General features: G+C 71.6%; 19 protein-coding genes. 16 read left to right on the top strand and 3 right to left on the bottom strand.

All coding sequences use genetic code 11. The features are described from left to right. The first annotated feature begins 13 nt into the window (after nt 1–13). A complete protein-coding gene (thrS, locus tag ACH4ZX_RS22850) occupies nt 14–1,990 on the top strand; it encodes a threonine--tRNA ligase (RefSeq protein WP_398275647.1) in 1,977 nt (658 codons plus the stop codon). A 73-nt stretch (nt 1,991–2,063) separates the two neighbouring features. Here thrS and ACH4ZX_RS22845 read toward each other — a convergent pair whose 3' ends face one another. After that, a complete protein-coding gene (locus ACH4ZX_RS22845; protein ID WP_398275644.1) occupies nt 2,064–2,723 on the bottom strand; it encodes a potassium channel family protein in 660 nt (219 codons plus the stop codon). A 67-nt stretch (nt 2,724–2,790) separates the two neighbouring features. Between ACH4ZX_RS22845 and ACH4ZX_RS22840 the strand changes: the two genes are divergently transcribed. Continuing rightward, nucleotides 2,791–3,357, top strand: coding sequence for an HIT family protein (locus ACH4ZX_RS22840; protein WP_398275641.1), 567 nt, complete (start codon nt 2,791–2,793; stop codon nt 3,355–3,357). A 32-nt stretch (nt 3,358–3,389) separates the two neighbouring features. Here the strand turns inward: ACH4ZX_RS22840 and ACH4ZX_RS22835 are convergent, their stop codons facing one another. After that, a complete protein-coding gene (locus ACH4ZX_RS22835) occupies nt 3,390–5,048 on the bottom strand; it encodes a hypothetical protein (protein ID WP_398275638.1) in 1,659 nt (552 codons plus the stop codon). A 232-nt stretch (nt 5,049–5,280) separates the two neighbouring features. Then, a complete protein-coding gene (locus tag ACH4ZX_RS22830; RefSeq protein ID WP_398275635.1) occupies nt 5,281–7,479 on the bottom strand; it encodes an elongation factor G-like protein EF-G2 in 2,199 nt (732 codons plus the stop codon). Nucleotides 7,480–7,721: 242 nt separating this feature from the next. Here ACH4ZX_RS22830 and pgsA point away from each other — a divergent pair, with 242 nt between their 5' ends. From pgsA to ACH4ZX_RS22760, 14 genes are all read left to right on the top strand, one after another. Further along, nucleotides 7,722–8,459, top strand: a complete 738-nt coding sequence (gene pgsA, locus ACH4ZX_RS22825) for a phosphatidylinositol phosphate synthase (RefSeq protein ID WP_398275813.1) — start codon at nt 7,722–7,724, stop codon at nt 8,457–8,459. Beyond that, a complete protein-coding gene (locus ACH4ZX_RS22820) occupies nt 8,456–9,373 on the top strand; it encodes a phosphatidylinositol mannoside acyltransferase (RefSeq protein ID WP_398275632.1) in 918 nt (305 codons plus the stop codon). The genes pgsA and ACH4ZX_RS22820 overlap by 4 nt, the downstream gene beginning before the upstream one ends. Next, nucleotides 9,370–10,587 carry a glycosyltransferase family 4 protein gene (locus tag ACH4ZX_RS22815; protein ID WP_398275629.1) on the top strand — a complete coding sequence of 406 codons (1,218 nt, stop codon included), beginning with the start codon at nt 9,370–9,372 and terminating at the stop codon, nt 10,585–10,587. Before ACH4ZX_RS22820 ends, ACH4ZX_RS22815 begins: the two co-directional genes overlap by 4 nt. Before the next feature lie 831 nt (nt 10,588–11,418). Next, nucleotides 11,419–11,967 (top strand): hypothetical protein, encoded by a 549-nt coding sequence (locus tag ACH4ZX_RS22810; protein ID WP_324788644.1) that lies wholly within the window; start codon nt 11,419–11,421, stop codon nt 11,965–11,967. A 161-nt stretch (nt 11,968–12,128) separates the two neighbouring features. Beyond that, nucleotides 12,129–13,040, top strand: coding sequence for a pyridoxal 5'-phosphate synthase lyase subunit PdxS (gene pdxS, locus ACH4ZX_RS22805; protein ID WP_360755749.1), 912 nt, complete (start codon nt 12,129–12,131; stop codon nt 13,038–13,040). A 4-nt stretch (nt 13,041–13,044) separates the two neighbouring features. Further along, nucleotides 13,045–13,662, top strand: a complete 618-nt coding sequence (gene pdxT, locus ACH4ZX_RS22800) for a pyridoxal 5'-phosphate synthase glutaminase subunit PdxT (protein ID WP_398275625.1) — start codon at nt 13,045–13,047, stop codon at nt 13,660–13,662. 77 nt (nt 13,663–13,739) lie between these two features. Beyond that, complete coding sequence (locus tag ACH4ZX_RS22795; protein WP_398275622.1) at nt 13,740–14,492, top strand: YebC/PmpR family DNA-binding transcriptional regulator; 753 nt, start codon at nt 13,740–13,742, stop codon at nt 14,490–14,492. A gap of 120 nt (nt 14,493–14,612) precedes the next feature. Next, nucleotides 14,613–15,152 carry a crossover junction endodeoxyribonuclease RuvC gene (gene ruvC, locus ACH4ZX_RS22790; RefSeq protein WP_398275619.1) on the top strand — a complete coding sequence of 180 codons (540 nt, stop codon included), beginning with the start codon at nt 14,613–14,615 and terminating at the stop codon, nt 15,150–15,152. Then, nucleotides 15,149–15,754 carry a Holliday junction branch migration protein RuvA gene (ruvA, locus tag ACH4ZX_RS22785; RefSeq protein ID WP_398275616.1) on the top strand — a complete coding sequence of 202 codons (606 nt, stop codon included), beginning with the start codon at nt 15,149–15,151 and terminating at the stop codon, nt 15,752–15,754. The genes ruvC and ruvA overlap by 4 nt, the downstream gene beginning before the upstream one ends. Nucleotides 15,755–15,779: 25 nt before the next feature. Further along, nucleotides 15,780–16,850 carry a Holliday junction branch migration DNA helicase RuvB gene (gene ruvB / locus ACH4ZX_RS22780; RefSeq protein ID WP_398275613.1) on the top strand — a complete coding sequence of 357 codons (1,071 nt, stop codon included), beginning with the start codon at nt 15,780–15,782 and terminating at the stop codon, nt 16,848–16,850. Nucleotides 16,851–17,040: 190 nt separating this feature from the next. After that, a complete protein-coding gene (gene yajC / locus ACH4ZX_RS22775) occupies nt 17,041–17,532 on the top strand; it encodes a preprotein translocase subunit YajC (protein ID WP_398275810.1) in 492 nt (163 codons plus the stop codon). A gap of 132 nt (nt 17,533–17,664) precedes the next feature. Further along, the gene (gene secD, locus ACH4ZX_RS22770) at nt 17,665–19,446 is read left to right on the top strand and encodes a protein translocase subunit SecD (protein ID WP_398275610.1); all 1,782 of its coding nucleotides are present in this window, start codon (nt 17,665–17,667) and stop codon (nt 19,444–19,446) included. A gap of 1 nt (nt 19,447) precedes the next feature. Further along, nucleotides 19,448–20,566, top strand: coding sequence for a protein translocase subunit SecF (gene secF / locus ACH4ZX_RS22765; RefSeq protein ID WP_398275607.1), 1,119 nt, complete (start codon nt 19,448–19,450; stop codon nt 20,564–20,566). After that, a complete protein-coding gene (locus ACH4ZX_RS22760) occupies nt 20,563–21,102 on the top strand; it encodes an adenine phosphoribosyltransferase (protein ID WP_324788635.1) in 540 nt (179 codons plus the stop codon). The genes secF and ACH4ZX_RS22760 overlap by 4 nt, the downstream gene beginning before the upstream one ends. Nucleotides 21,103–21,396 lie beyond the last annotated feature (294 nt).

Genomic DNA, 21,396 nt, shown 5'->3' with positions numbered 1-21,396 from the left:
GCAGGAGAGACCGGTGTCAGACGTCCGTGTGATCATCCAACGCGATTCCGAGCGGGAAGAGCGCGTGGTGACGACGGGCACCACGGCCGCCGAGATCTTCGCGGGCGAGCGGTCGGTCATCGCCGTACGCGTGGGCGGCGAGCTCAAGGACCTGTCGTACGTGCCCGCGGACGGCGAGACCGTGGAGGGCGTCGAGATCTCCTCCGAGGACGGTCTGAACATCCTGCGCCACTCCACCGCGCACGTCATGGCGCAGGCCGTGCAGGAGCTGTTCCCCGAGGCCAAGCTGGGCATCGGCCCGCCCGTCAAGGACGGCTTCTACTACGACTTCGACGTCGACCGGCCCTTCACGCCCGAGGACCTCAAGGCCGTCGAGAAGAAGATGCAGGAGATCCAGAAGCGCGGGCAGAAGTTCGCCCGCCGGGTCGTCACCGACGAGGCGGCCCGCGAGGAGCTCGCGGACGAGCCGTACAAGCTGGAGCTGATCGGCCTCAAGGGCTCGGCCTCCCACGACGACGGCGCCGACGTCGAGGTCGGCGCGGGCGAGCTGACCATCTACGACAACCTGGACGCCAAGACCGGCGAGCTGTGCTGGAAGGACCTCTGCCGCGGTCCCCACCTGCCCTCCACCCGCCTGATCCCGGCGTTCAAGCTGATGCGCAACGCGGCCGCCTACTGGCGCGGCAGCGAGAAGAACCCGATGCTCCAGCGCATCTACGGCACCGCCTGGCCGTCCAAGGACGAGCTGAAGCAGTACCTCGACTTCCTCGCCGAGGCCGAGAAGCGCGACCACCGCAAGCTGGGCAGCGAGCTCGACCTGTTCTCCATCCCGGAGCAGATCGGCTCCGGCCTCGCCGTCTTCCACCCCAAGGGCGGCATCGTCCGCCGCGTGATGGAGGACTACTCGCGCCGCCGCCACGAGGAGGAGGGCTACGAGTTCGTCTACACCCCGCACGCGACGAAGGGGAAGCTCTTCGAGACCTCGGGCCACCTGGACTGGTACGCCGACGGCATGTACCCGCCCATGCAGCTCGACGAGGGCGTGGACTACTACCTCAAGCCCATGAACTGCCCGATGCACAACCTGATCTTCGACGCGCGCGGCCGCTCCTACCGCGAACTGCCGCTGCGCCTCTTCGAGTTCGGGACCGTGTACCGGTACGAGAAGTCGGGCGTGGTGCACGGCCTGACCCGTGCCCGCGGCTTCACCCAGGACGACGCGCACATCTACTGCACCCGCGAGCAGATGGCGGACGAGCTCGACAAGACGCTCACCTTCGTGCTGAACCTGCTGCGCGACTACGGCCTGACCGACTTCTACCTCGAGCTGTCCACCAAGGACCCGGAGAAGTTCGTCGGCTCCGACGAGGTGTGGGAGGAGGCCACCGAGACCCTCCGCCAGGTCGCCGAGAAGCAGGGCCTGCCGCTGGTCCCCGACCCGGGCGGCGCCGCCTTCTACGGTCCGAAGATCTCCGTCCAGGCCAAGGACGCCATCGGCCGCACCTGGCAGATGTCGACCGTCCAGCTCGACTTCAACCTGCCGGAGCGCTTCGACCTGCAGTACACGGCGGCCGACGGCACCAAGCAGCGCCCGGTCATGATCCACCGCGCGCTGTTCGGGTCGATCGAGCGCTTCTTCGCCGTCCTGCTCGAGCACTACGCGGGCGCCTTCCCGGCCTGGCTGGCCCCGGTGCAGGCGATCGGCATCCCGATCGGCGACGCGCACGTGGAGTACCTGCAGAAGTTCGCCGCCGCGGCGAAGAAGCAGGGCCTGCGCGTCGAGGTGGACTCCTCCTCCGACCGCATGCAGAAGAAGATCCGCAACGCCCAGAAGCAGAAGGTGCCCTTCATGGTCATCGCGGGCGACGAGGACATGTCGAACGGCTCGGTGTCCTTCCGCTACCGCGACGGCTCGCAGGAGAACGGCATCCCGTTCGACGAGGCCATCGCGAAGATCGAGAAGATCGTCCAGGAGCGGGTCCAGATCTGACCCGGCACGCCATGGGCCCTCGGGCCCGGCACGCCCTGGGCCCCCGGGAAGCCGGCCGACGCCGTCGCGTCGGTCAGCCGCCCGGGGGCCTCTCTTCGCCCTCGCGGGCGAAGACGTGCAGCAGCCAGGACGCGAACGTGCCGGTCACGGCGCCGAGCAGGGCCACACCGATCAACATGATCCCGACCGCGATCACCCGCCCCAGCGGTGTGACCGGCGCGATGTCGCCGTAGCCGACCGTCGCGAGGGTGGAGCACGTCCACCACACGGCGTCGCCGAAGGTGCGCAGGGTCGCGTGCGGCGCGTCGCGCTCCTGCTGGTAGACGGCCAGGGCGCCCGCGAAGCCGAGCAGCGTGACGGAGATCCCCGCGTAGGCCATCACACGCGCGTGCAGGGCGAGCCGCGGCCGCCCGCCCCGCCGCTGCATGCCTTCGTACAACCTGACGAACCGCACCGGACGCAACAGCGGCAGCATCAGCACCACGGTGTCCAGCCAGTGCGTCCGCACGAAGCCCGGCCCCTGCCCGCTCAGCCGCCAGCGCACCGCGTAGTCGACGGCGAACAGCGCCCAGGAGGCCAGCGTGAGCGCCAGGCACAGGTCAAGCCAGACTTGCGGCAGGCCGTTGTCCAGGACGCGCACCGCGTACGACGCGAGGAACACCAGCGCCCCCACGGCGAGCAGCGGCCCGGTGAGCCTCTCCCAGCGGGCCAAGCGGCCGTCGTCCTCCACCATCGGCCCAGCTTGGCCCGCGGCCGGCTCCGGCGGCCCCCGGCGACACGCTCCGAACGGGCGACGCCATATGCTGCACTGCATGACGAGTGAGCCCGAGCAGCAGTGGGGAGTGGGCACCCAGGACGCGTTCCAGCGCCTGTGGACGCCTCATCGGATGGCCTACATCCAGGGTGAGAACAAGCCGACCGGCCCGGGTGCCGGCGACGGCTGTCCCTTCTGCTCGATCCCGGCGAAGTCCGACGAGGACGGCCTGATCGTCAAGCGCGGCGAGCAGGTCTACGCGGTGCTGAACCTGTACCCGTACAACGGCGGCCATCTGATGGTCGTCCCCTACCGGCACGTCGCCGACTACACCGACCTCACCGATGCGGAGACGGTCGAGCTCGCCGCCCTGACCAAGCAGGCGATGACGGCGCTGCGCGCCGCCTCCGGCGCCCACGGCTTCAACATCGGCATGAACCAGGGATCGGTCGCCGGGGCCGGCATCGCGGCCCACCTCCACCAGCACATCGTGCCCCGCTGGGGCGGGGACACGAACTTCATGCCCGTGGTCGGTCACACCAGGGTGCTGCCGCAGCTGCTCGCCGACACGAGGAAGATGCTGGCGGAGGCCTGGCCCGGCCGGGGCGTCTGAGCCCGGCCGGGACCCCTGGGACACCCGGGCCGTCAGGCGTCGTAGGTGTCGGCCTTCTTCGGCGTCGCCTCCTGGACCGCGCCGCTGAGGGCCGACGACCGCGACTTGAACTTCTCGACGTTCACACGGTGCTCCTGCAGCACCTGCAACGCGGCGTGGTGGACCCGCCGCAGGACCGGCGTGGCAGCGCGCAGCACGTCGTCGCTCATGAAGCGGTGGCCCCAGGGCTGGTCGGCCCAGGCGTGCCGCAGACCGAACGGCTCGGGCAGGGCTATGGAGCCGCCGAGCCAGTTCAGCAGCGGCGGGTTCCAGCGCATGGCGGCGCGGGCGGACAGCCGTACGACCTCGTCCGGGGTGACCAGCGGCAGGTTGATCTTCCGGGTCTCCCAGAACTTGACGGTCTTGGCGACCTCCTTGGTCGGGGCCGAGGGCTTGCCGTAGAACAGGCCGTTCACCGGGCCGAGGGCATGGCCGGTGACCTCGATGCGCAGCGTCTCCTTGAGCACGGTGACGGTGATCATCATGGTGATGATCAACTGGCTGTCCCACAGGGCCCACTGCACTCCCAGGTAGTGCCGGTCGCCGCTGTCGAACTGCTTGTGGTTGCAGATGCTCTCCATGGCGCTCGGCTTGACCTGGAACCCCTCCACGTCCGGTCCCTCGGGCCGGGAGACCTCCTTGGCGTCCGGGGCGATCGGGGTGACGACCCAGTCCCGCACGTCGGGCGGCGGGAAACCGCCCGTCTTCAGGCGCTGGCGCGGAAGCAGCTTCAGCTCGTCGTGTATGGCGCGGACCACCGTCCAGCTGCGGAACTCGTGGATGGCCTTGTCCGGGTCGGCCGGCTCCAGTTCCTCGGCGAGGTGCCAGGCGCCCCAGCGCGTCCCCATGCCGAGTATGCCCTTGCGGCCGGCGTAGAAGACGGAGTTGGACTGCTGCTCGGCGTTCAACTTGGCCAGCGACTGCCGCAGTTGCTCGGCCGCGGTCTCGTCGGGCTTGGTCGGTACGGCCTCCGGGACGGCGGCGCCGACGTTGCTGCCGGACAGCAGGCCGTTCCACCGCTCCCGCAGGTCCTTCGCGGTCCGCTCGCAGATCTGCTTCGCCAGGAACCAGCCGACCACGGGCGCGACGACCGCCCCGCGCGCGTACCACCCCCACAGGCCGGCGAACGGCAGCCGGACCAGGAACAGCACCGCCAGGGCCCCGACCGCGACGAGCAGGACGGTGGCCATGCCGGAGACCCGCTTGTCCTCCTGCCGGGCCATGGTGGCCCGCAGCTGGAACACCAGCAGCCAGACCAGCAGGCCGGGCAGGAACAGCACCCCGCACAGCAGCATGATCGCGGTGAGCTTGCGGTCGCGGTCGCGGCGGATGCGGTTGGCCGCCAGACAGTGGTCGACGACCACCTGCGGCTCCATGCCGAAGGACTGTATGAGGGGCTTGCGGCCGGCTCCCAGCATGCGGCTGATCACCGCCTGGGAGAACGCCTCACCGAGATTGGGGCGGAAGATCTTCGCCCAGGAGCGTCCGGTGCTGACCGTCGTCTCGTGCCACTCGTTGTCGGCCTTCTTGATCTCCTCGACCGGCCCGTCCCGGTAGGCCGCCGAGGCCAGCGCGAAGGTCGCCGTCAGACTTCCTCCCGTCCGCGGCTCCTGCGGACCGAAAAAGTCCGAGTAACTCGCGTCAACGGTCATTCCCGCCCCCGATCGCCGCGCGGTTTCGCCTATGCGGCTCTTCCCGACTTCCTTGCTCCGCACACCTGTTGATCAGTTCGTCATGGTGTCCCGTGACAACTTGATCAGGTAGTCGTCAGCGTATCCGCAGGCACCGGACGTTCGTCGGCGGACGGCCGAAGCCGCCCGCCGACACGGAGCGGAGCGTTCCCCGCGGGTTCCGCACGGGCCCCCGAAGAGCGCCCGGCGCCTACTACGCGGAGTCGCGCGCCTCTTGACGGATCCTTTCGGCGATCTGCGGGGGCATCGGCTCGTGCCGCGCGTAACGGCGGCTGAACCGCGCGGTCCCGTGCGAGAGGGAACGCAGGTCGACGGCGTACCGCCCGATCTCGATCTCGGGCACCTCGGCCCGGACGACCGTCCGGCCATCGCTGGTCTGCTCGGTGCCGAGCACCCGGCCGCGCCGTCCCGACAGGTCACTCATCACGGCGCCCACGTAGTCGTCGCCGACCAGGACGCTCACCTCGGCCACCGGCTCCAGCAGATGGATCTTCGCGTCGGCCGTGGCCTCCCGCAGCGCGAGCGCGCCCGCCGTCTGGAACGCGGCGTCGGAGGAGTCCACCGAGTGCGCCTTGCCGTCGAGCAGCGTGACCCGGACGTCGATCAGCGGATAGCCGGCCGCCACCCCCTTGGCCGCCTGGGCGCGCACGCCCTTCTCGACCGACGGGATGAACTGCCGCGGCACCGCGCCGCCGACCACCTTGTCCACGAACTCGATGCCCGAACCGCCCGGCAGCGGCTCCACCTCGATCTCGCAGATGGCGAACTGCCCATGCCCGCCGGACTGCTTCACGTGCCGCCCGCGCCCGCCGGCCTTCCCGGCGAACGTCTCACGCAGGGAGACCTTGTGCGGGACGACGTCGACCTGGACGCCGTAGCGGCTGCGCAGCCGTTCCAGCGCGACGTCCGCGTGCGCCTCGCCCAGGCACCACAGCACCACCTGGTGGGTGTCCTGGTTCTGCTCCAGGCGCATCGTCGGGTCCTCGGCGACCAGCCGGGCCAGGCCCTGGGAGAGCTTGTCCTCGTCCGCCTTGCTGTGCGCCTGGATGGCGAGCGGCAGCAGCGGGTCGGGCATCTCCCACGGCTCCATCAGCAGCGGGTCGTCCTTGGCGGACAGCGTGTCCCCGGTCTCGGCGCGGCCGAGCTTGGCCACGCACACCAGGTCGCCGGCGACGGCGTGCGTCACCGGGCGCTGCTGCTTGCCGAAGGGGGTCGACAGCGCGCCGATGCGCTCGTCGACGTCGTGGTCCTCGTGCCCGCGGTCGGCCAGGCCGTGGCCGGAGACGTGCACCGTCTGGTCGGGGCGCAGGGTCCCGGAGAAGACGCGGATCAGCGAGAGACGGCCGACGTAGGGGTCGGAGGACGTCTTGACGACCTCGGCGACCAGCGGGCCGTCGGTGTCGCACGGCTTCAGCTCGCGCGGCTCGCCGTCGATGCTGGTGACGCCCGGCATGGGGTGCTCGAACGGCGTCGGGAACCCGCCGGTGATCAGGTCCAGCAGCTCCACGGTACCGAGCCCCTGCCGGGCGCCCTCGGCCGCGGGCGCGGCGGCCAGCACGGGGAAGAACACCCCGCGCGCGACGGCCCGCTCCAGGTCCTCGATGAGCGTCTTGACGTCGATCTGCTCACCGCCGAGGTAGCGGTCCATGAGGGTCTCGTCCTCGCTCTCCGAGATGATCCCCTCGATCAGCCGGTTGCGGGCGTCCGCGAGCTGCGGCAGCCGGTCCTCGCCCGGCTCGGACTCCTTGCGCTCGCCGGTGGAGTAGTCGAACAGCCGCTGCGACAGCAGGCCCGTCAGTCCGGTCACGGGCGCGTGCCCGTCGGGACCCTGCGGGCCGTGCAGCGGGAGGTACAGCGGCAGCACGGCATCGGGGTCGTCGCCGCCGAAGGCCTCCGCGCAGATCCGCGTCATCTCCCCGAAGTCCGCCCGCGCGGCCTCCAGGTGCGTGATCACGATCGCCCGCGGCATGCCGACGGCCGCGCACTCGTCCCACACCATCCGCGTCGAGCCGTCCACGCCGTCGGAGGCGGAGACGACGAAAAGGGCCGCGTCCGCCGCTCGCAGACCGGCCCTGAGCTCCCCGACGAAGTCGGCGTATCCGGGGGTGTCGAGGAGGTTTATCTTGATGCCGTCCCATTCGACGGGCACCAGGGAGAGCTGCACCGAGCGCTGCTGCCGGTGCTCTATCTCGTCGTAGTCGGAGACGGTGCCGCCGTCCTCCACGCGGCCCGCCCGGTTCACCGCTCCCGCCGTGAGCGCGAGAGCCTCCACCAACGTGGTCTTGCCCGATCCGCTGTGGCCGACCAGCACCACATTCCTTACGGACGCGGGGTGGTCGGCCGCTGTAGCCCTGCCGGCGGCTCCGGGGTGTGGGTTCGCCTTGTCGCCCATGATCCTGCCTCCCGTGACGGTGAGGTCACTGTGGGCGCGGACATGCGGAGCCTGCCCAGACCCGGTCCGGGAGGTGCCCCGGCGGTGACGGCTCCGGTGACGCCCGCGGTCATTCGAGCTTTGCACTCCCGTCACGGTGCGTCCATACGACGGCGGTGATCGTGCCCGTAGGTCCCTGCGCAAGCGGCCGCCGGTCCCCCGTGCGAGTGCCCGGCCTTCGCACCCCCACGCGCGTGGCTACGATGGGCCAGCCGGTGGCCAGCAGGGGCCGCGCGGCCACACCGACCCTCGGGAAGGCCATGCTGAACAAGTACGCGCGTGCATTCTTCACGCGTGTCCTCACACCGTTCGCCGCGTTTCTGATCCGACGGGGCGTCAGCCCCGACACGGTCACGCTCATCGGCACCGCCGGAGTGGTCGCGGGCGCGCTGGTCTTCTACCCCAGGGGCGAGTTCTTCTGGGGCACGGTCGTGATCACGCTGTTCGTGTTCTCCGACCTGGTCGACGGCAACATGGCCCGCCAGCTGGGCCGCTCCAGCCGCTGGGGCGCGTTCCTCGACTCCACGCTCGACCGGGTAGCCGACGGCGCGATCTTCGGCGGCTTCGCCCTGTGGTACGCGGGCGGCGGCAACGACGACGTGCTCTGCGCGGTCTCCATCTTCTGCCTGGCCAGCGGCCAGGTGGTGTCGTACACCAAGGCCCGCGGCGAGTCGATCGGCCTGCCGGTCGCCGTCAACGGCCTGGTCGAGCGCGCCGAACGCCTGGTGATCTCCCTGGTCGCGGCCGGCTTCGCGGGCCTGCACAAGTTCGGCGTCCCCGGCATCCAGTACCTGCTGCCCGTCGCCCTGTGGATCGTGGCAGTCGGCAGCCTGGTCACGCTGATCCAGCGGGTCGTCACCGTCCGCCGGGAGTCCGCCGAGGCGGAAGCCGCCGCGGACGGCCGGGACAACACCGCGCAGGGGCGCGAGGCGGCGAAGTGAGCGCCCGCGACCGGCTGACGGACGGGCTGTACGGCCTCGGCTGGGGCGTGGTCAAGAAACTCCCCGAGCCCGTCGCCGCGCGCCTCGGACGCGGCATCGCCGACCTCGCCTGGAAGCAGCGCGGCAAGGGCGTACGACGGCTGGAGAGCAACTACGCGCGCGTGGTGCCCGGCGCGAGCCCCGAGCGCCTGGCCGAGCTGTCCCGCGCCGGCATGCGCTCGTACCTGCGTTACTGGATGGAGTCCTTCCGGCTGCCCGCCTGGAGCGCCGAGCGCGTCAGGAACGGCTTCGCCCCGAAGGACCTGCACTACCTGACCGACGGGCTCGCCACCGGCCGGGGCGTGATACTCGCGCTGCCCCACATGGCCAACTGGGACCTGGCCGGCGCCTGGGTCACCACCGCGCTCGGCACGCCGTTCACCACGGTCGCCGAACGCCTGAAGCCCGAGACGCTCTACGACCGCTTCGTCGCCTACCGCGAGGGCCTCGGCATGGAGGTCCTGCCGCACAGCGGGGGCACCGCCTTCGGCACGCTGGCCCGGCGGCTGCGCGACGGCGGGCTGGTCTGCCTGGTCGCCGAGCGCGACCTGTCCTCCTCCGGCGTCGAGGTGACGTTCTTCGGCGAGGCCACCCGGATGCCCGCGGGCCCCGCGCTGCTCGCCCAGCAGACCGGCGCGCTGCTGCTGCCGGTGACCCTCTGGTACGACGGCTCGCCGGTGATGCAGGGACGCGTGCATCCGCCGGTCGAGGTCCCCGAGACAGGTACCCGGGCGGAGAGGACGTCCGTCATGACACAGGCGCTGGCCGACACCTTCGCCACCGGGATCGCCGAACATCCGGAGGACTGGCACATGCTGCAGCGGTTGTGGCTCGCGGACCTGGAACCCCGCCCGTCGGACGGGGAGCGCCCGTGAGGATCGGCATCGTCTGCCCGTACTCCTGGGACGTGCCCGGCGGCGTCCAGTTCCACATCCGCGACCTCGCCGAGTACTTCATCCGCCTCGGCCACGAGGTCTCCGTCCTGGCCCCGGCCGACGACGACACCCCGCTGCCGCCGTACGTCGTCTCGGCCGGGCGCGCGGTCCCGGTGCCGTACAACGGCTCGGTCGCCCGCCTGAACTTCGGCTTCCTCAGCGCCGCGCGGGTGCGCCGGTGGCTGCACGACGGCCACTTCGACGTGGTGCACATCCACGAGCCGACGTCGCCGTCGCTGGGCCTGCTGACCTGCTGGGCCGCGCAGGGCCCGATCGTGGCCACCTTCCACACGTCCAACCCGCGCTCCCGCGCGATGCTCGCGGCGTACGCCATCCTGCAGGCGGCGCTGGAGAAGATCAGCGCCCGGATCGCGGTCAGCGAGTACGCCCGCCGCACGCTCGTCGAACACCTCGGCGGCGACGCGGTGGTCATCCCCAACGGCGTCGACGTCGACTTCTTCGCGCGCGCCGAGCCCAGGCCCGAGTGGCAGTCGGACGAGGCGCGGGGCGCGGCCGAGGGCGGGTCCGGGGGAGTGGCGGGCGGCACGATCGGCTTCATCGGCCGCATCGACGAGCCCCGCAAGGGCCTGCCGGTGCTGATGAAGGCACTGCCGAAGATCCTCGCCGCCCGCCCGGGGACCCGGCTGCTGGTCGCGGGCCGGGGCGACGAGGAGGAGGCGGTCGAGTCGCTGCCCGCCGAACTGCGCTCCCGCGTGGAGTTCCTCGGCATGATCAGCGACGAGGACAAGGCGCGCTTCCTGCGCAGCATCGACCTGTACGTCGCCCCGAACACCGGCGGCGAGAGCTTCGGCATCATCCTCGTCGAGGCCATGTCGGCGGGCGCCCCCGTACTCGCCTCGGACCTCGACGCCTTCGCCCAGGTGCTCGACCAGGGCGCGGCGGGGGAGCTGTTCCCCAACGAGGACTCCGACGCCCTCGCCGAGGCGGCCGTCCGCCTCCTCGCGGACCCGGCCCGCCGGGCCGAACTTCGGGAGCGGGGGAGCGTGCACGTCCGGCGCTTCGACTGGTCGACGGTCGGCGCGGACATCCTGTCGGTGTACGAGACGGTCACCGACGGCACGTCGGCGGTGGCGGCAGCCGAGGACGACGGCACCCGCAGCCTCCGCGCACGCTTCGGCCTGGCCCGGGACTGAGGACCGGCGCGTCGTGGGGACCCCGGGGGCCCGCGCGCGCCGTGGGGACCCCGGGGGCCCGCGCGCCCTGGGGACCCGCCCGACCTGCGGACCCCCGGCCCCCGGCACCGCCCGGGCCCGGTGAGCGAGGACCGGGGATGCTCCGGGCCGGCTTCCGGCGTCGGCCCGGTCCGGTCCGGCGGGTGCGGGCTTCGCGCGGCGGGTCGGCGGTGGCCGGTGGCGTGAGGGCCCTGGCCTCGCGCGGCGGGTCGGCGCTGGCCGGTGGCGGGCGTCGGTGGGGCGCGGTGGGGCGTGCTCCAGGCCGGTTCCCGGCGCTGGCCCGGTCTGAGGGGTGCGGGCTTCGCGCGGCGGGCCTGCGGTGGTCGGCGGCGTGAAAGTTCTGGCTTCGCGTGGTGGGTTTGCGGTGGGCGTGTGCCGGCCCGGTTCTCGGCGCCGGGCCGGGGCCGTGGGGGCGGGCCCGGCATGGCAGGGCTGCGGCGGCTGGTTGCTGGTGGTCGATGTCCTCGGGGTGCCGCGGCCACGGTGGCTTCGGCGCGGCTGTCCGTTGTGTCCGGCCGGCGCCGGTTCCCGGGGCCGGCCCCGGGCGTGTGAGGGGCCCGGCCCGCGCCGGGGGTCCGCGGCGGCCGGTACGGGGAAGGCGTCCCCGAGACGGCCGTCCCCGAGACGGCCCTCCCCGAGACGGCCGCCCCCGCGGCCCCGGTGAGGCGGTGGTGTCCGCGGAGACGGGGACCCGGGTCCGGGGTGTTCGGCTCGTCCGGGGTTCTCGGGTGACCGTCCCGTCGAGCGCACCGCGGGACCCGGCGGGGGCGTCGGCGCGTAATCTTGCCGCCCGTGACCGCAACCCTCATCTGGACCCTCGTCGTCCTCGTCGCGATCGGCCTGTACCTCAGCTGGACGGCCGGCCGGCTCGACCGGCTGCACTCCCGGATCGACGCGGCCCGCGCCGCGCTCGACGCGCAACTGCTGCGCCGGGCCTCCGTGGCCCAGGAACTCGCGACCTCCGGCGTCCTCGACCCGGCCGCGTCGATCGTCCTGTACGAGGCCGCGCACGCCGCCAGGCAGGCCGAGGAGGACCAGCGGGAGGTCGCCGAGAGTGAGCTCAGCCAGGCGTTGCGGGCCGTGTTCGCCGAGCCGGCCCAGGTGGAGGCGGTGCGCGCGGCGCCCGGCGGCGAGGAGGCCGCGCACGAACTCACCGAGGCCGTGCGACGCGTCCCGATGGCCCGGCGCTTCTACAACGACGCGGTGGGAGCCGTGCGCCGGCTGCGCGAGCACCGCAAGGTCCGCTGGTTCCGGCTGGCCGGCCACGCCCCCTTCCCGATGGCCTTCGAGATGGACGACGAGCCGCCGACGGCGCTGGCCGACCGGGCGGCCCAGACCTGACCGGCGACCGCCGCACCCCCCCCCCCCGCGCGGAGCGGCCGCACCCCACCCCGCGCGGGGAAAAGGATCCACCGGCTTGCCATTGGCCCTTGCTGTGGACTGGTCCACTCGCGTTTCCTCGGTGCTCGCAGCAACCCTCTTTCACCGAGTGAGGTAAACCCGTGTCCAGCACGCTCTCCGAAAACCAGGCCCCCGAGACCGGCACCGCCCGCGTGAAGCGCGGCATGGCCGAGCAGCTCAAGGGCGGCGTGATCATGGACGTCGTCACGCCGGAGCAGGCGAAGATCGCCGAGGACGCGGGCGCCGTCGCCGTCATGGCACTGGAGCGGGTCCCGGCCGACATCCGCAAGGACGGCGGCGTGGCCCGCATGTCCGACCCGGACATGATCGAGGGCATCATCGAGGCCGTCTCGATCCCGGTCATGGCCAAGTCCCGCATCGGCCACTTCGTCGAGGCCCAGGTCCTGCAGTCCCTCGGTGTCGACTACATCGACGAGTCCGAGGTGCTCACCCCGGCCGACGAGGTCAACCACTCCGACAAGTGGGCCTTCACGACCCCCTTCGTCTGCGGCGCCACCAACCTGGGCGAGGCCCTGCGCCGTATCGCCGAGGGCGCGGCCATGATCCGCTCCAAGGGCGAGGCCGGCACCGGCAACGTCGTCGAGGCCGTCCGCCACCTGCGCCAGATCAAGAACGAGATCGCCCGCCTGCGCGGCTACGACAACCACGAGCTGTACGCCGCCGCGAAGGAGCTGCGCGCCCCCTACGAGCTCGTCAAGGAGGTCGCCGAGCTCGGCAAGCTGCCGGTCGTGCTGTTCTCCGCCGGCGGCGTGGCCACCCCCGCCGACGCCGCCCTGATGCGCCAGCTCGGCGCCGAGGGCGTCTTCGTCGGCTCCGGCATCTTCAAGTCCGGCGACCCGGCCAAGCGCGCCGCCGCCATCGTGAAGGCCACCACCTTCTACGACGACCCGAAGATCATCGCGGACGCGTCCCGCAACCTCGGCGAGGCCATGGTCGGCATCAACTGCGACACCCTCCCCGAGTCCGAGCGCTACGCCAACCGCGGCTGGTAGTCCCATGGCGGAATCATCCGAGGCCCCCGTCATCGGCGTGCTGGCCCTCCAGGGCGACGTACGGGAGCACCTCATCGCCCTGGCCGCGGCCGACGCCGTGGCCAGGCCGGTGCGGCGCCCCGAGGAACTCGCCGAGGTCGACGGCCTGGTCGTCCCCGGCGGCGAGTCCACCACCATCTCCAAGCTGGCCGTCCTCTTCGGCGTGATGGAGCCCCTGCGCGCCCGCGTACGGGCCGGCCTGCCCGTCTACGGCACCTGCGCGGGCATGATCATGCTCGCCGACAAGATCCTCGACCCGCGCTCCGGCCAGGAGACCATCGGCGGCATCGACATGATCGTGCGCCGCAACGCCTTCGGACGCCAGAACGAGTCCTTCGAGGCGGCGGTCGACGTCAAGGGCGTCGCGGGGGACCCCGTGGAGGGCGTCTTCATCCGCGCCCCCTGGGTCGAGTCCGTCGGGGCCGAGGCCGAGGTGCTCGCCGAGCACGACGGCCACATCGTCGCCGTCCGCCAGGGGAACGCGTTGGCCACGTCCTTCCACCCGGAACTTACCGGCGACCACCGTGTGCACGGGCTCTTCGTCGACATGGTGCGCGCGAACCGGGCAGCGGAGTCCTTGTAGGATCGCGGGGGGTCCCCCGGGCCCTTGAGGCCTGGGGGAGTTCGTCATGTGGATGGTTACGCGAAGGAGACAGGCAGATGTCCGGCCACTCTAAATGGGCTACGACGAAGCACAAGAAGGCCGTGATCGACGCCAAGCGCGGCAAGCTCTTCGCGAAGCTGATCAAGAACATCGAGGTCGCGGCGCGGATGGGCGGCGTCGACCTCGACGGCAACCCGACGCTCTACGACGCCGTCCAGAAGGCCAAGAAGCAGTCGGTCCCGAACAAGAACATCGACTCCGCGATCAAGCGCGGCGGTGGTCTCGAGGCCGGCGGCGCCGACTACGAGACGATCATGTACGAGGGCTACGGCCCGAACGGTGTCGCGGTGCTCATCGAGTGCCTCACCGACAACCGCAACCGCGCCGCCTCCGACGTCCGCGTCGCCATGACCCGCAACGGCGGCTCCATGGCGGACCCGGGTTCCGTGGCGTACATGTTCAGCCGCAAGGGCGTCGTCATCGTCCCCAAGGGCGAGCTGACCGAGGACGACGTGCTCGGCGCCGTCCTGGACGCGGGCGCCGAGGAGGTCAACGACCTCGGCGAGTCCTTCGAGGTGATCAGCGAGGCCACCGACCTGGTCGCGGTCCGCACCGCTCTCCAGGACGCCGGGATCGACTACGACTCCGCCGAGTCCAGCTTCGTGCCGTCCGTCCAGGTCGAACTGGACGAGGAGGGCGCCAAGAAGATCTTCAAGCTGATCGACGCGCTCGAGGACAGCGACGACGTGCAGAACGTCTTCGCCAACTTCGACGTCAGCGACGAGATCATGGAGAAGGTCGACGCCTGAGCCGAGGCCCGTTCCTCGCCCGTCGTCGTGGACCTCGTACGGCCCTCCCTTCATGTCGGGCCGCCGCGTTGTCGGTGGCACCCGATAGCCTGCACGAACAGGCGGGCGAAGGGAGGGCACGTGCGCGTACTGGGGGTGGACCCCGGACTGACCCGGTGCGGTGTCGGCGTGGTCGAGGGGGTGGCGGGCCGGCCGCTCGCCATGGTCGCCGTCGGCGTCGTCCGCACACCGCCGGACGCCGATCTGGGGCACCGCCTGGTCGCCATCGAGCAGGGCGTCGAAGAATGGCTGGACCTGCACCGGCCCGAATACGTCGCCGTGGAGCGGGTGTTCAGCCAGCACAACGTGCGCACGGTGATGGGAACCGCCCAGGCCAGCGCCGTCGCCATGCTCTGCGCCGCCCGCCGCGGCATCCCCGTCGCCCTGCACACCCCCAGCGAGGTCAAGGCCGCCGTCACCGGTTCCGGCCGCGCCGACAAGGCCCAGGTCGGCGCCATGGTCACCCGGCTGCTCCGGCTCGACGCGCCGCCCAGACCCGCCGACGCCGCCGACGCCCTCGCCCTCGCCATCTGCCACATCTGGCGCGCCCCCGCCCAGAACCGGCTGCAGCAGGCCGTCGCCCTGCAGGCGGCCAGAGCATCGAAAGGCCGTAGCGCATGATCGCCTTCGTCAGCGGACCGGTCGCCGCCCTCGCCCCCGACTCCGCGGTCGTCGAGGTGGGCGGGATCGGCATCGCCGTCCAGTGCACGCCGAACACGCTCTCCGGGCTGCGCGCGGGCCAGCACGCCAGACTGGCCACCTCCCTGGTCGTCCGTGAGGACTCGCTCACCCTGTACGGCTTCGCCGACGACGACGAGCGCCAGACCTTCGAGCTGCTGCAGACCGCCAGCGGCGTCGGCCCGCGCCTCGCCCAGGCGATGCTGGCCGTGCACTCCCCGGACGCCTTGCGCCGGGCCGTCTCCACCGGCGACGAGAAGGCGCTCACCGCCGTCCCCGGCATCGGCAAGAAGGGTGCCCAGAAACTCCTGCTGGAGCTCAAGGACCGCCTCGGTGCCCCGGTCGGCGCCCCGGCCGCCGGCCCGGCGGCCGGCGGCGGCTGGCGCGACCAGCTGCACGCCGCGCTGGTCGGCCTCGGGTACGCCGGCCGCGAGGCCGACGAGGCCGTGGCGGCCGTGACCCCGCAGGCGGAGGCCGCCGAGGGCACCCCGCAGGTCGGCCAGTTGCTGAGGGCAGCCCTGCAGACCCTGAACCGAGCCCGCTGACCGACCCGACCCCGAGGCACACCACATGAACTGGGACGACCCGACCGACGCCGCCGCCCCCGAGCGGCTGGTGGCCTCCGTCGCCGATCGTGAGGACCAGGCCGTCGAGGCCGCCCTGCGCCCCAAGGACCTGGGCGAGTTCATCGGCCAGGAGAAGGTCCGCGAACAGCTCGACCTCGTCCTGCGCGCGGCACGCGCGCGTGGCGCCACCGCCGACCACGTGCTGCTGTCCGGCGCCCCCGGCCTCGGCAAGACCACCCTCTCCATGATCATCGCGGCCGAGATGGGCGCCCCCATCCGCATCACCTCCGGCCCCGCCATCCAGCACGCCGGCGACCTGGCCGCGATCCTGTCCTCCCTCCAGGAGGGCGAGGTCCTCTTCCTCGACGAGATCCACCGCATGTCCCGGCCCGCCGAGGAGATGCTGTACATGGCGATGGAGGACTTCCGCGTCGACGTCATCGTCGGCAAGGGCCCCGGCGCCACCGCCATCCCCCTCGAGCTCCCGCCGTTCACCCTGGTCGGCGCCACCACCCGGGCGGGCCTGCTGCCGCCCCCGCTGCGCGACCGCTTCGGCTTCACCGCGCACATGGAGTTCTACGAGCCCGCCGAACTGGAGCGCGTCATCCACCGCTCGGCCGGCCTGCTCGACGTCGAGATCGAGGGCCCCGGCGCCGCCGAGATCGCGGGCCGCTCCCGCGGCACGCCCCGCATCGCCAACCGCCTGCTGCGCCGCGTGCGCGACTACGCGCAGGTCAAGGCCGACGGCCTGATCACCAGGGACATCGCCGCGGCGGCCCTCGCGGTCTACGAGGTCGACGCCCGCGGCCTCGACCGCCTCGACCGCGCGGTGCTGGAGGCGCTGCTCAAGCTGTTCGGCGGCGGCCCCGTCGGCCTGTCCACGCTAGCCGTCGCCGTGGGGGAGGAGCGGGAGACCGTCGAGGAGGTCGCCGAGCCCTTCCTCGTACGGGAGGGTCTGCTCGCCCGCACCCCGCGCGGACGGGTCGCGACGCCCGCCGCATGGGCGCATCTCGGCCTCACCCCGCCCCGCTCGTCGACCGTGGGAAACGGACAACAGGACTTGTTCGGGACGTGACGCCTCCATGACGGCGCGGGCATTGGCCGGAGCAGGAACCCAGGTGCCATGCTGAGCGTTGTTCCCTGCGCGGGGACTCGCTTAGACTCCGCCGATGCCGCCGTTGTCGACGGCATACACACCCCCATCCAACAGGCCGCTGTCCGCCGCGGTCGTGCGAAGGAAATTCCGTCCCGTGAATAACATCGGCATGCTCCTCCCGTTCATCGTGCTCATCGGGGCCATGTTCCTCATGACCCGCTCGGCCAAGCGCAAGCAGCAGCAGGCCGCGCAGATGCGCAACGAGATGCAGCCCGGCAGCGGCGTCCGCACCATCGGGGGCATGTACGCGACGGTCAAGGAGGTCAACGAGGAGACCGTCCTCCTCGACGCCGGTCCGGGCGTCGAGCTCCTCTTCGCGAAGAACTCCATCGGTGCCGTCCTCACCGACGACGAGTACAACCGCATCGTGCACGGCATCGAGCACGACCTGAAGTCCGACGCCGACGTCGTCCCCGACGACGCCTCCTCCCTCACCGAGACCGACGACTCCGCCGACGAAGCTGCCGCCGCCTCCGACGACAAGTCCGTCGACCTCGGCAAGAAGGACGCGCCCGAGGAGCCGGCCGACGAGACTCCGGCCACCGAGGCGAAGTCGGACGACGATCCGAAGAAGACCGACGGCGACTCCGACGCGAAGTAGCCGTGCCCCGGGGCGCGCGGACAGGCACCGCGCGCCCCGGATCATGCGCGGCTCGCACGGGATCCCGACACCATGTCATGGCCGCCCGCCCGCAGACCCGGCGCGCGGCGGCCCGAGAGGGAGTACGAGAAGGTGGCAGCACCTAAGAGGGGCCGCATCGCGAGCGCCCAGAGCAAACCATGGCGCTCGCTGGCCCTCATCCTGATCGCCATCGTGGCGCTCACCGCAGGGATGTTCGCCTCCGGGCACACCACCCCGCGTCTCGGCATCGACCTGGCCGGCGGCACGAGCATCACGCTGCGGGCGGTCGCCGAGCCGGGCCAGGAGTCCGCGATCAACAAGACCAACATGGACACCGCGGTGGAGATCATGAACCGCCGTGTCAACGGTCTTGGCGTCTCGGAGGCCGAGGTTCAGACCCAGGGTGACAAGAACATCATCGTCAACATCCCCAAGGGCACGAACTCCAAGGAGGCACGGCAGCAGGTCGGCACCACCGCCAAGCTGTACTTCCGCCCGGTGATCGCGACCGAGATGTCCGGCGGCGCCGCCACGGCCACCCCGTCGCCGAGCGCCTCCGGCAGCGCTTCGGGCAAGGCGACCGACAAGGCCACCGAGAAGGCGACGGACAAGTCGACCTCGTCCGCCACTCCCTCGGCCACCTCGACCTCCCAGGGCCGTGTCGTCACCGACGCGCTGAAGGCGGACGCGTCGCCGAGCGCCAGTGCCAGTGCCAGTGCCAGCGCGAGTGCGAGTGCGAGCGCGTCCTCCAGCGCCTCTCCGTCCGCGAGCGGCAGCGCCGCCACCAGCAAGCTCGAGGCGCAGTACGCCGCGCTCGACTGCAGCAAGAAGTCCGCCCGCGCCACGGCCGGCAAGGGCGCCAAGCCCACCGATCCCACCGTCGCCTGCGGCGAGACCTCGCCGGGCCAGTGGCAGAAGTACATCCTCGGCCCCGCCGAGGTGGACGGCACCGACGTCAAGAAGGCGCAGGCCGTCTTCAACACGCAGACCGCCGCCGGCTGGACCGTCACCATGGACTTCACGTCCAAGGGCACCAAGAAGTTCGGCGACGTCACCGGCAAGCTGGCCAAGAACCAGCCCCCGCAGAACCAGTTCGCCATCGTCCTGGACGGCAACGTCGTCTCCGACCCCCGCGTCAACGAGGCGCTGACCGGCGGCAGCGCGGAGATCACCGGCAACTTCAGCCAGGAGGAGGCCCAGAGCCTCGCCAACATGCTGAAGTACGGTGCGCTGCCGCTGACCTTCAAGGAGGACAGCGTCACCACGGTGACCGCCGCGCTCGGCGGTGAGCAGCTGCACGCCGGTCTGATCGCGGGCGCGATCGGCCTCGCCCTGGTCGTCGTCTACCTGCTGGTCTTCTACCGAGGCCTGTCGGTCATCGCGATCCCCTCGCTGCTGGTCTCCGCGCTCCTCACGTACGTGATCATGACGCTGCTCGGCCCGGCCATCGGCTTCGCGCTGAACCTGCCAGCCGTCTGCGGCGCCATCGTCGCGATCGGCATCACCGCGGACTCGTTCATCGTGTTCTTCGAGCGCATCCGCGACGAGATCCGCGAGGGCCGCTCGCTGCGGCCGGCCGTGGAGCGGGCCTGGCCGCGTGCCCGGCGCACCATCCTGGTCTCCGACTTCGTGTCGTTCCTCGCCGCCGCGGTGCTGTTCATCGTCACCGTCGGCAAGGTCCAGGGCTTCGCGTTCACGCTCGGCCTGACCACCGTGCTCGACGTGGTCGTCGTCTTCCTGTTCACCAAGCCGCTGATGACGATCCTCGCGCGCCGGAAGTTCTTCGCGAACGGCCACAAGCTCTCCGGCCTGGACCCCAAGGCCCTGGGCGCCAAGGCGCCGCTGCGCCGCACCCGTCGTCCCGCCCGCCCCGCCGACCCGAAGGAGGCGTGAGATGTCCAAGCTCGGCAGCCTCGGCGCCCGACTGCACCGCGGCGAGGTCGGCTACGACTTCGTCGGCAACCGCAAGCTCTGGTACGGCATCTCGATCCTGATCACCATCACGGCCGTCCTCGGCCTGGCGGTGCGCGGCCTGAACATGGGCATCGAGTTCCAGGGCGGCGCGGTCTTCACCACGCCCAAGAACATGACCGTCTCCGTCGCCCAGACCGAGACGTTCGCGGAGGAAGCCTCCGGTCACGACGCCATCGTCCAGAAGCTCGGTGACGGCAGCCTGCGCATCCAGATCGCCGGCATCGACACCGACAAGTCGGACCGCATCAAGGACGAGCTGGCCAAGGACCTCAAGGTCAACACGGAGAAGATCAACGCCGACCTGGTCGGCCCGAGCTGGGGCGACCAGATCGCCAACAAGGCCTGGCAGGGCCTGGCGATCTTCATGATCCTCGTGGTGATCTACCTGGCGATCGCCTTCGAGTGGCGCATGGCGGTGGCGGCGCTCGTCGCCCTGGTCCACGACATCACCATCACGACCGGCATCTACGCCCTCGTCGGCTTCGAGGTCACGCCGGGCACGGTGATCGGTCTGCTGACGATCCTCGGTTACTCGCTCTACGACACGGTCGTCGTCTTCGACAGCCTCAAGGAGCAGACGAAGGACATCACCAGGCAGACCCGCTGGACCTACAGCGACGTCGCCAACCGCTCGATCAACGGCACCCTGATGCGTTCCATCAACACCACGGTGGTCGCGCTGCTGCCGGTCGCGGGCCTGCTGTTCATCGGCGGCGGCGTCCTCGGCGCGGGCATGCTGAACGACATCTCGCTGTCGCTGTTCGTCGGCCTCGCGGCCGGCGCGTACTCCTCGATCTTCATCGCCACGCCCCTCGTCGCCGACCTCAAGGAGCGCGAGCCGCAGATGAAGGCGCTGAAGAAGCGCGTCCTCGCCAAGCGCGCCCAGGCCGCCGCGCAGGGCGAGCCGCTGGAGTCCGAGGCCGACGGCGTGCTCCACGACGACGAGCACGAGGACGCCGCCCCGGCGGTCGTCGGCCCGCGCAACCAGCCCGCGTCCCGCACCCGGGGCCGCGGCCGATCCTCGGGCAAGCGCCGATGACCGGTATCGAGGAACTGCTGCTGAGCCGCATCCGTGACGTGGCCGACTACCCGGAGCCGGGGGTGATGTTCAAGGACATCACCCCGCTCCTGGCGGACCCGGCGGCCTTCACGGCGCTCACCGACACCCTCGCCCGGTTCGCCTCCGGCACCGGCGCCACCAAGGTCGTCGGCCTGGAGGCCCGCGGCTTCATCCTCGGCGCCCCGGTCGCCGTCCGCGCCGGCCTGGGCTTCGTCCCGGTACGCAAGGCGGGCAAGCTCCCCGGGGCCACCCTCGCCCAGTCCTACGAGCTGGAGTACGGCTCGGCGGAGATCGAGGTGCACGCCGAGGACCTCACCGCCGAGGACCGCGTCCTGATCGTCGACGACGTCCTCGCCACCGGCGGCACCGCGGAGGCGTCCATCCAGCTCATCCGCAGGGCCGGCGCCGAGGTCGCGGGCCTCGCCGTGCTGATGGAGCTCGGCTTCCTCGGCGGCCGCACCCGCCTGGAGCCCGCGCTCGGCAGCGCTCCGCTGGAGGCGCTGCTCGTGGTCTGAACGCCCTTGCCGGGCAAGGGCCTGTCGTTTGGATCAGGCCGGCTGCGAGGCGCGGTGCCTTGCGGCCGACCCGAGCGGGGTCTGGTGCGTGTAGCTGCAAGGCGGAGGAGGGAGTCGACGCGATGGGGGTCCCCCCGCGCGAGCGCAGCCGAGCGTGGGGGAGTCGGCGACCGACGACAACGCGGCAGATGCGCGTGCCAGGGCCCGCGCCGCCGGGGTGATCCAAACGACAGAGCCTAGGGGGCGGGCACCGGAGGAATCCGGCGTCCGCCCCGTGCGTTTCCCTGGTGTACG

The sequence above is a fragment of the Streptomyces sp. NPDC020490 genome, assembly GCF_044335305.1.
Classification (GTDB): Bacteria; Actinomycetota; Actinomycetes; order Streptomycetales; family Streptomycetaceae; genus Streptomyces.
Note: the sequence above shows the minus strand (reverse complement) of the source record. Positions and strands in the feature narration are given on the sequence as shown.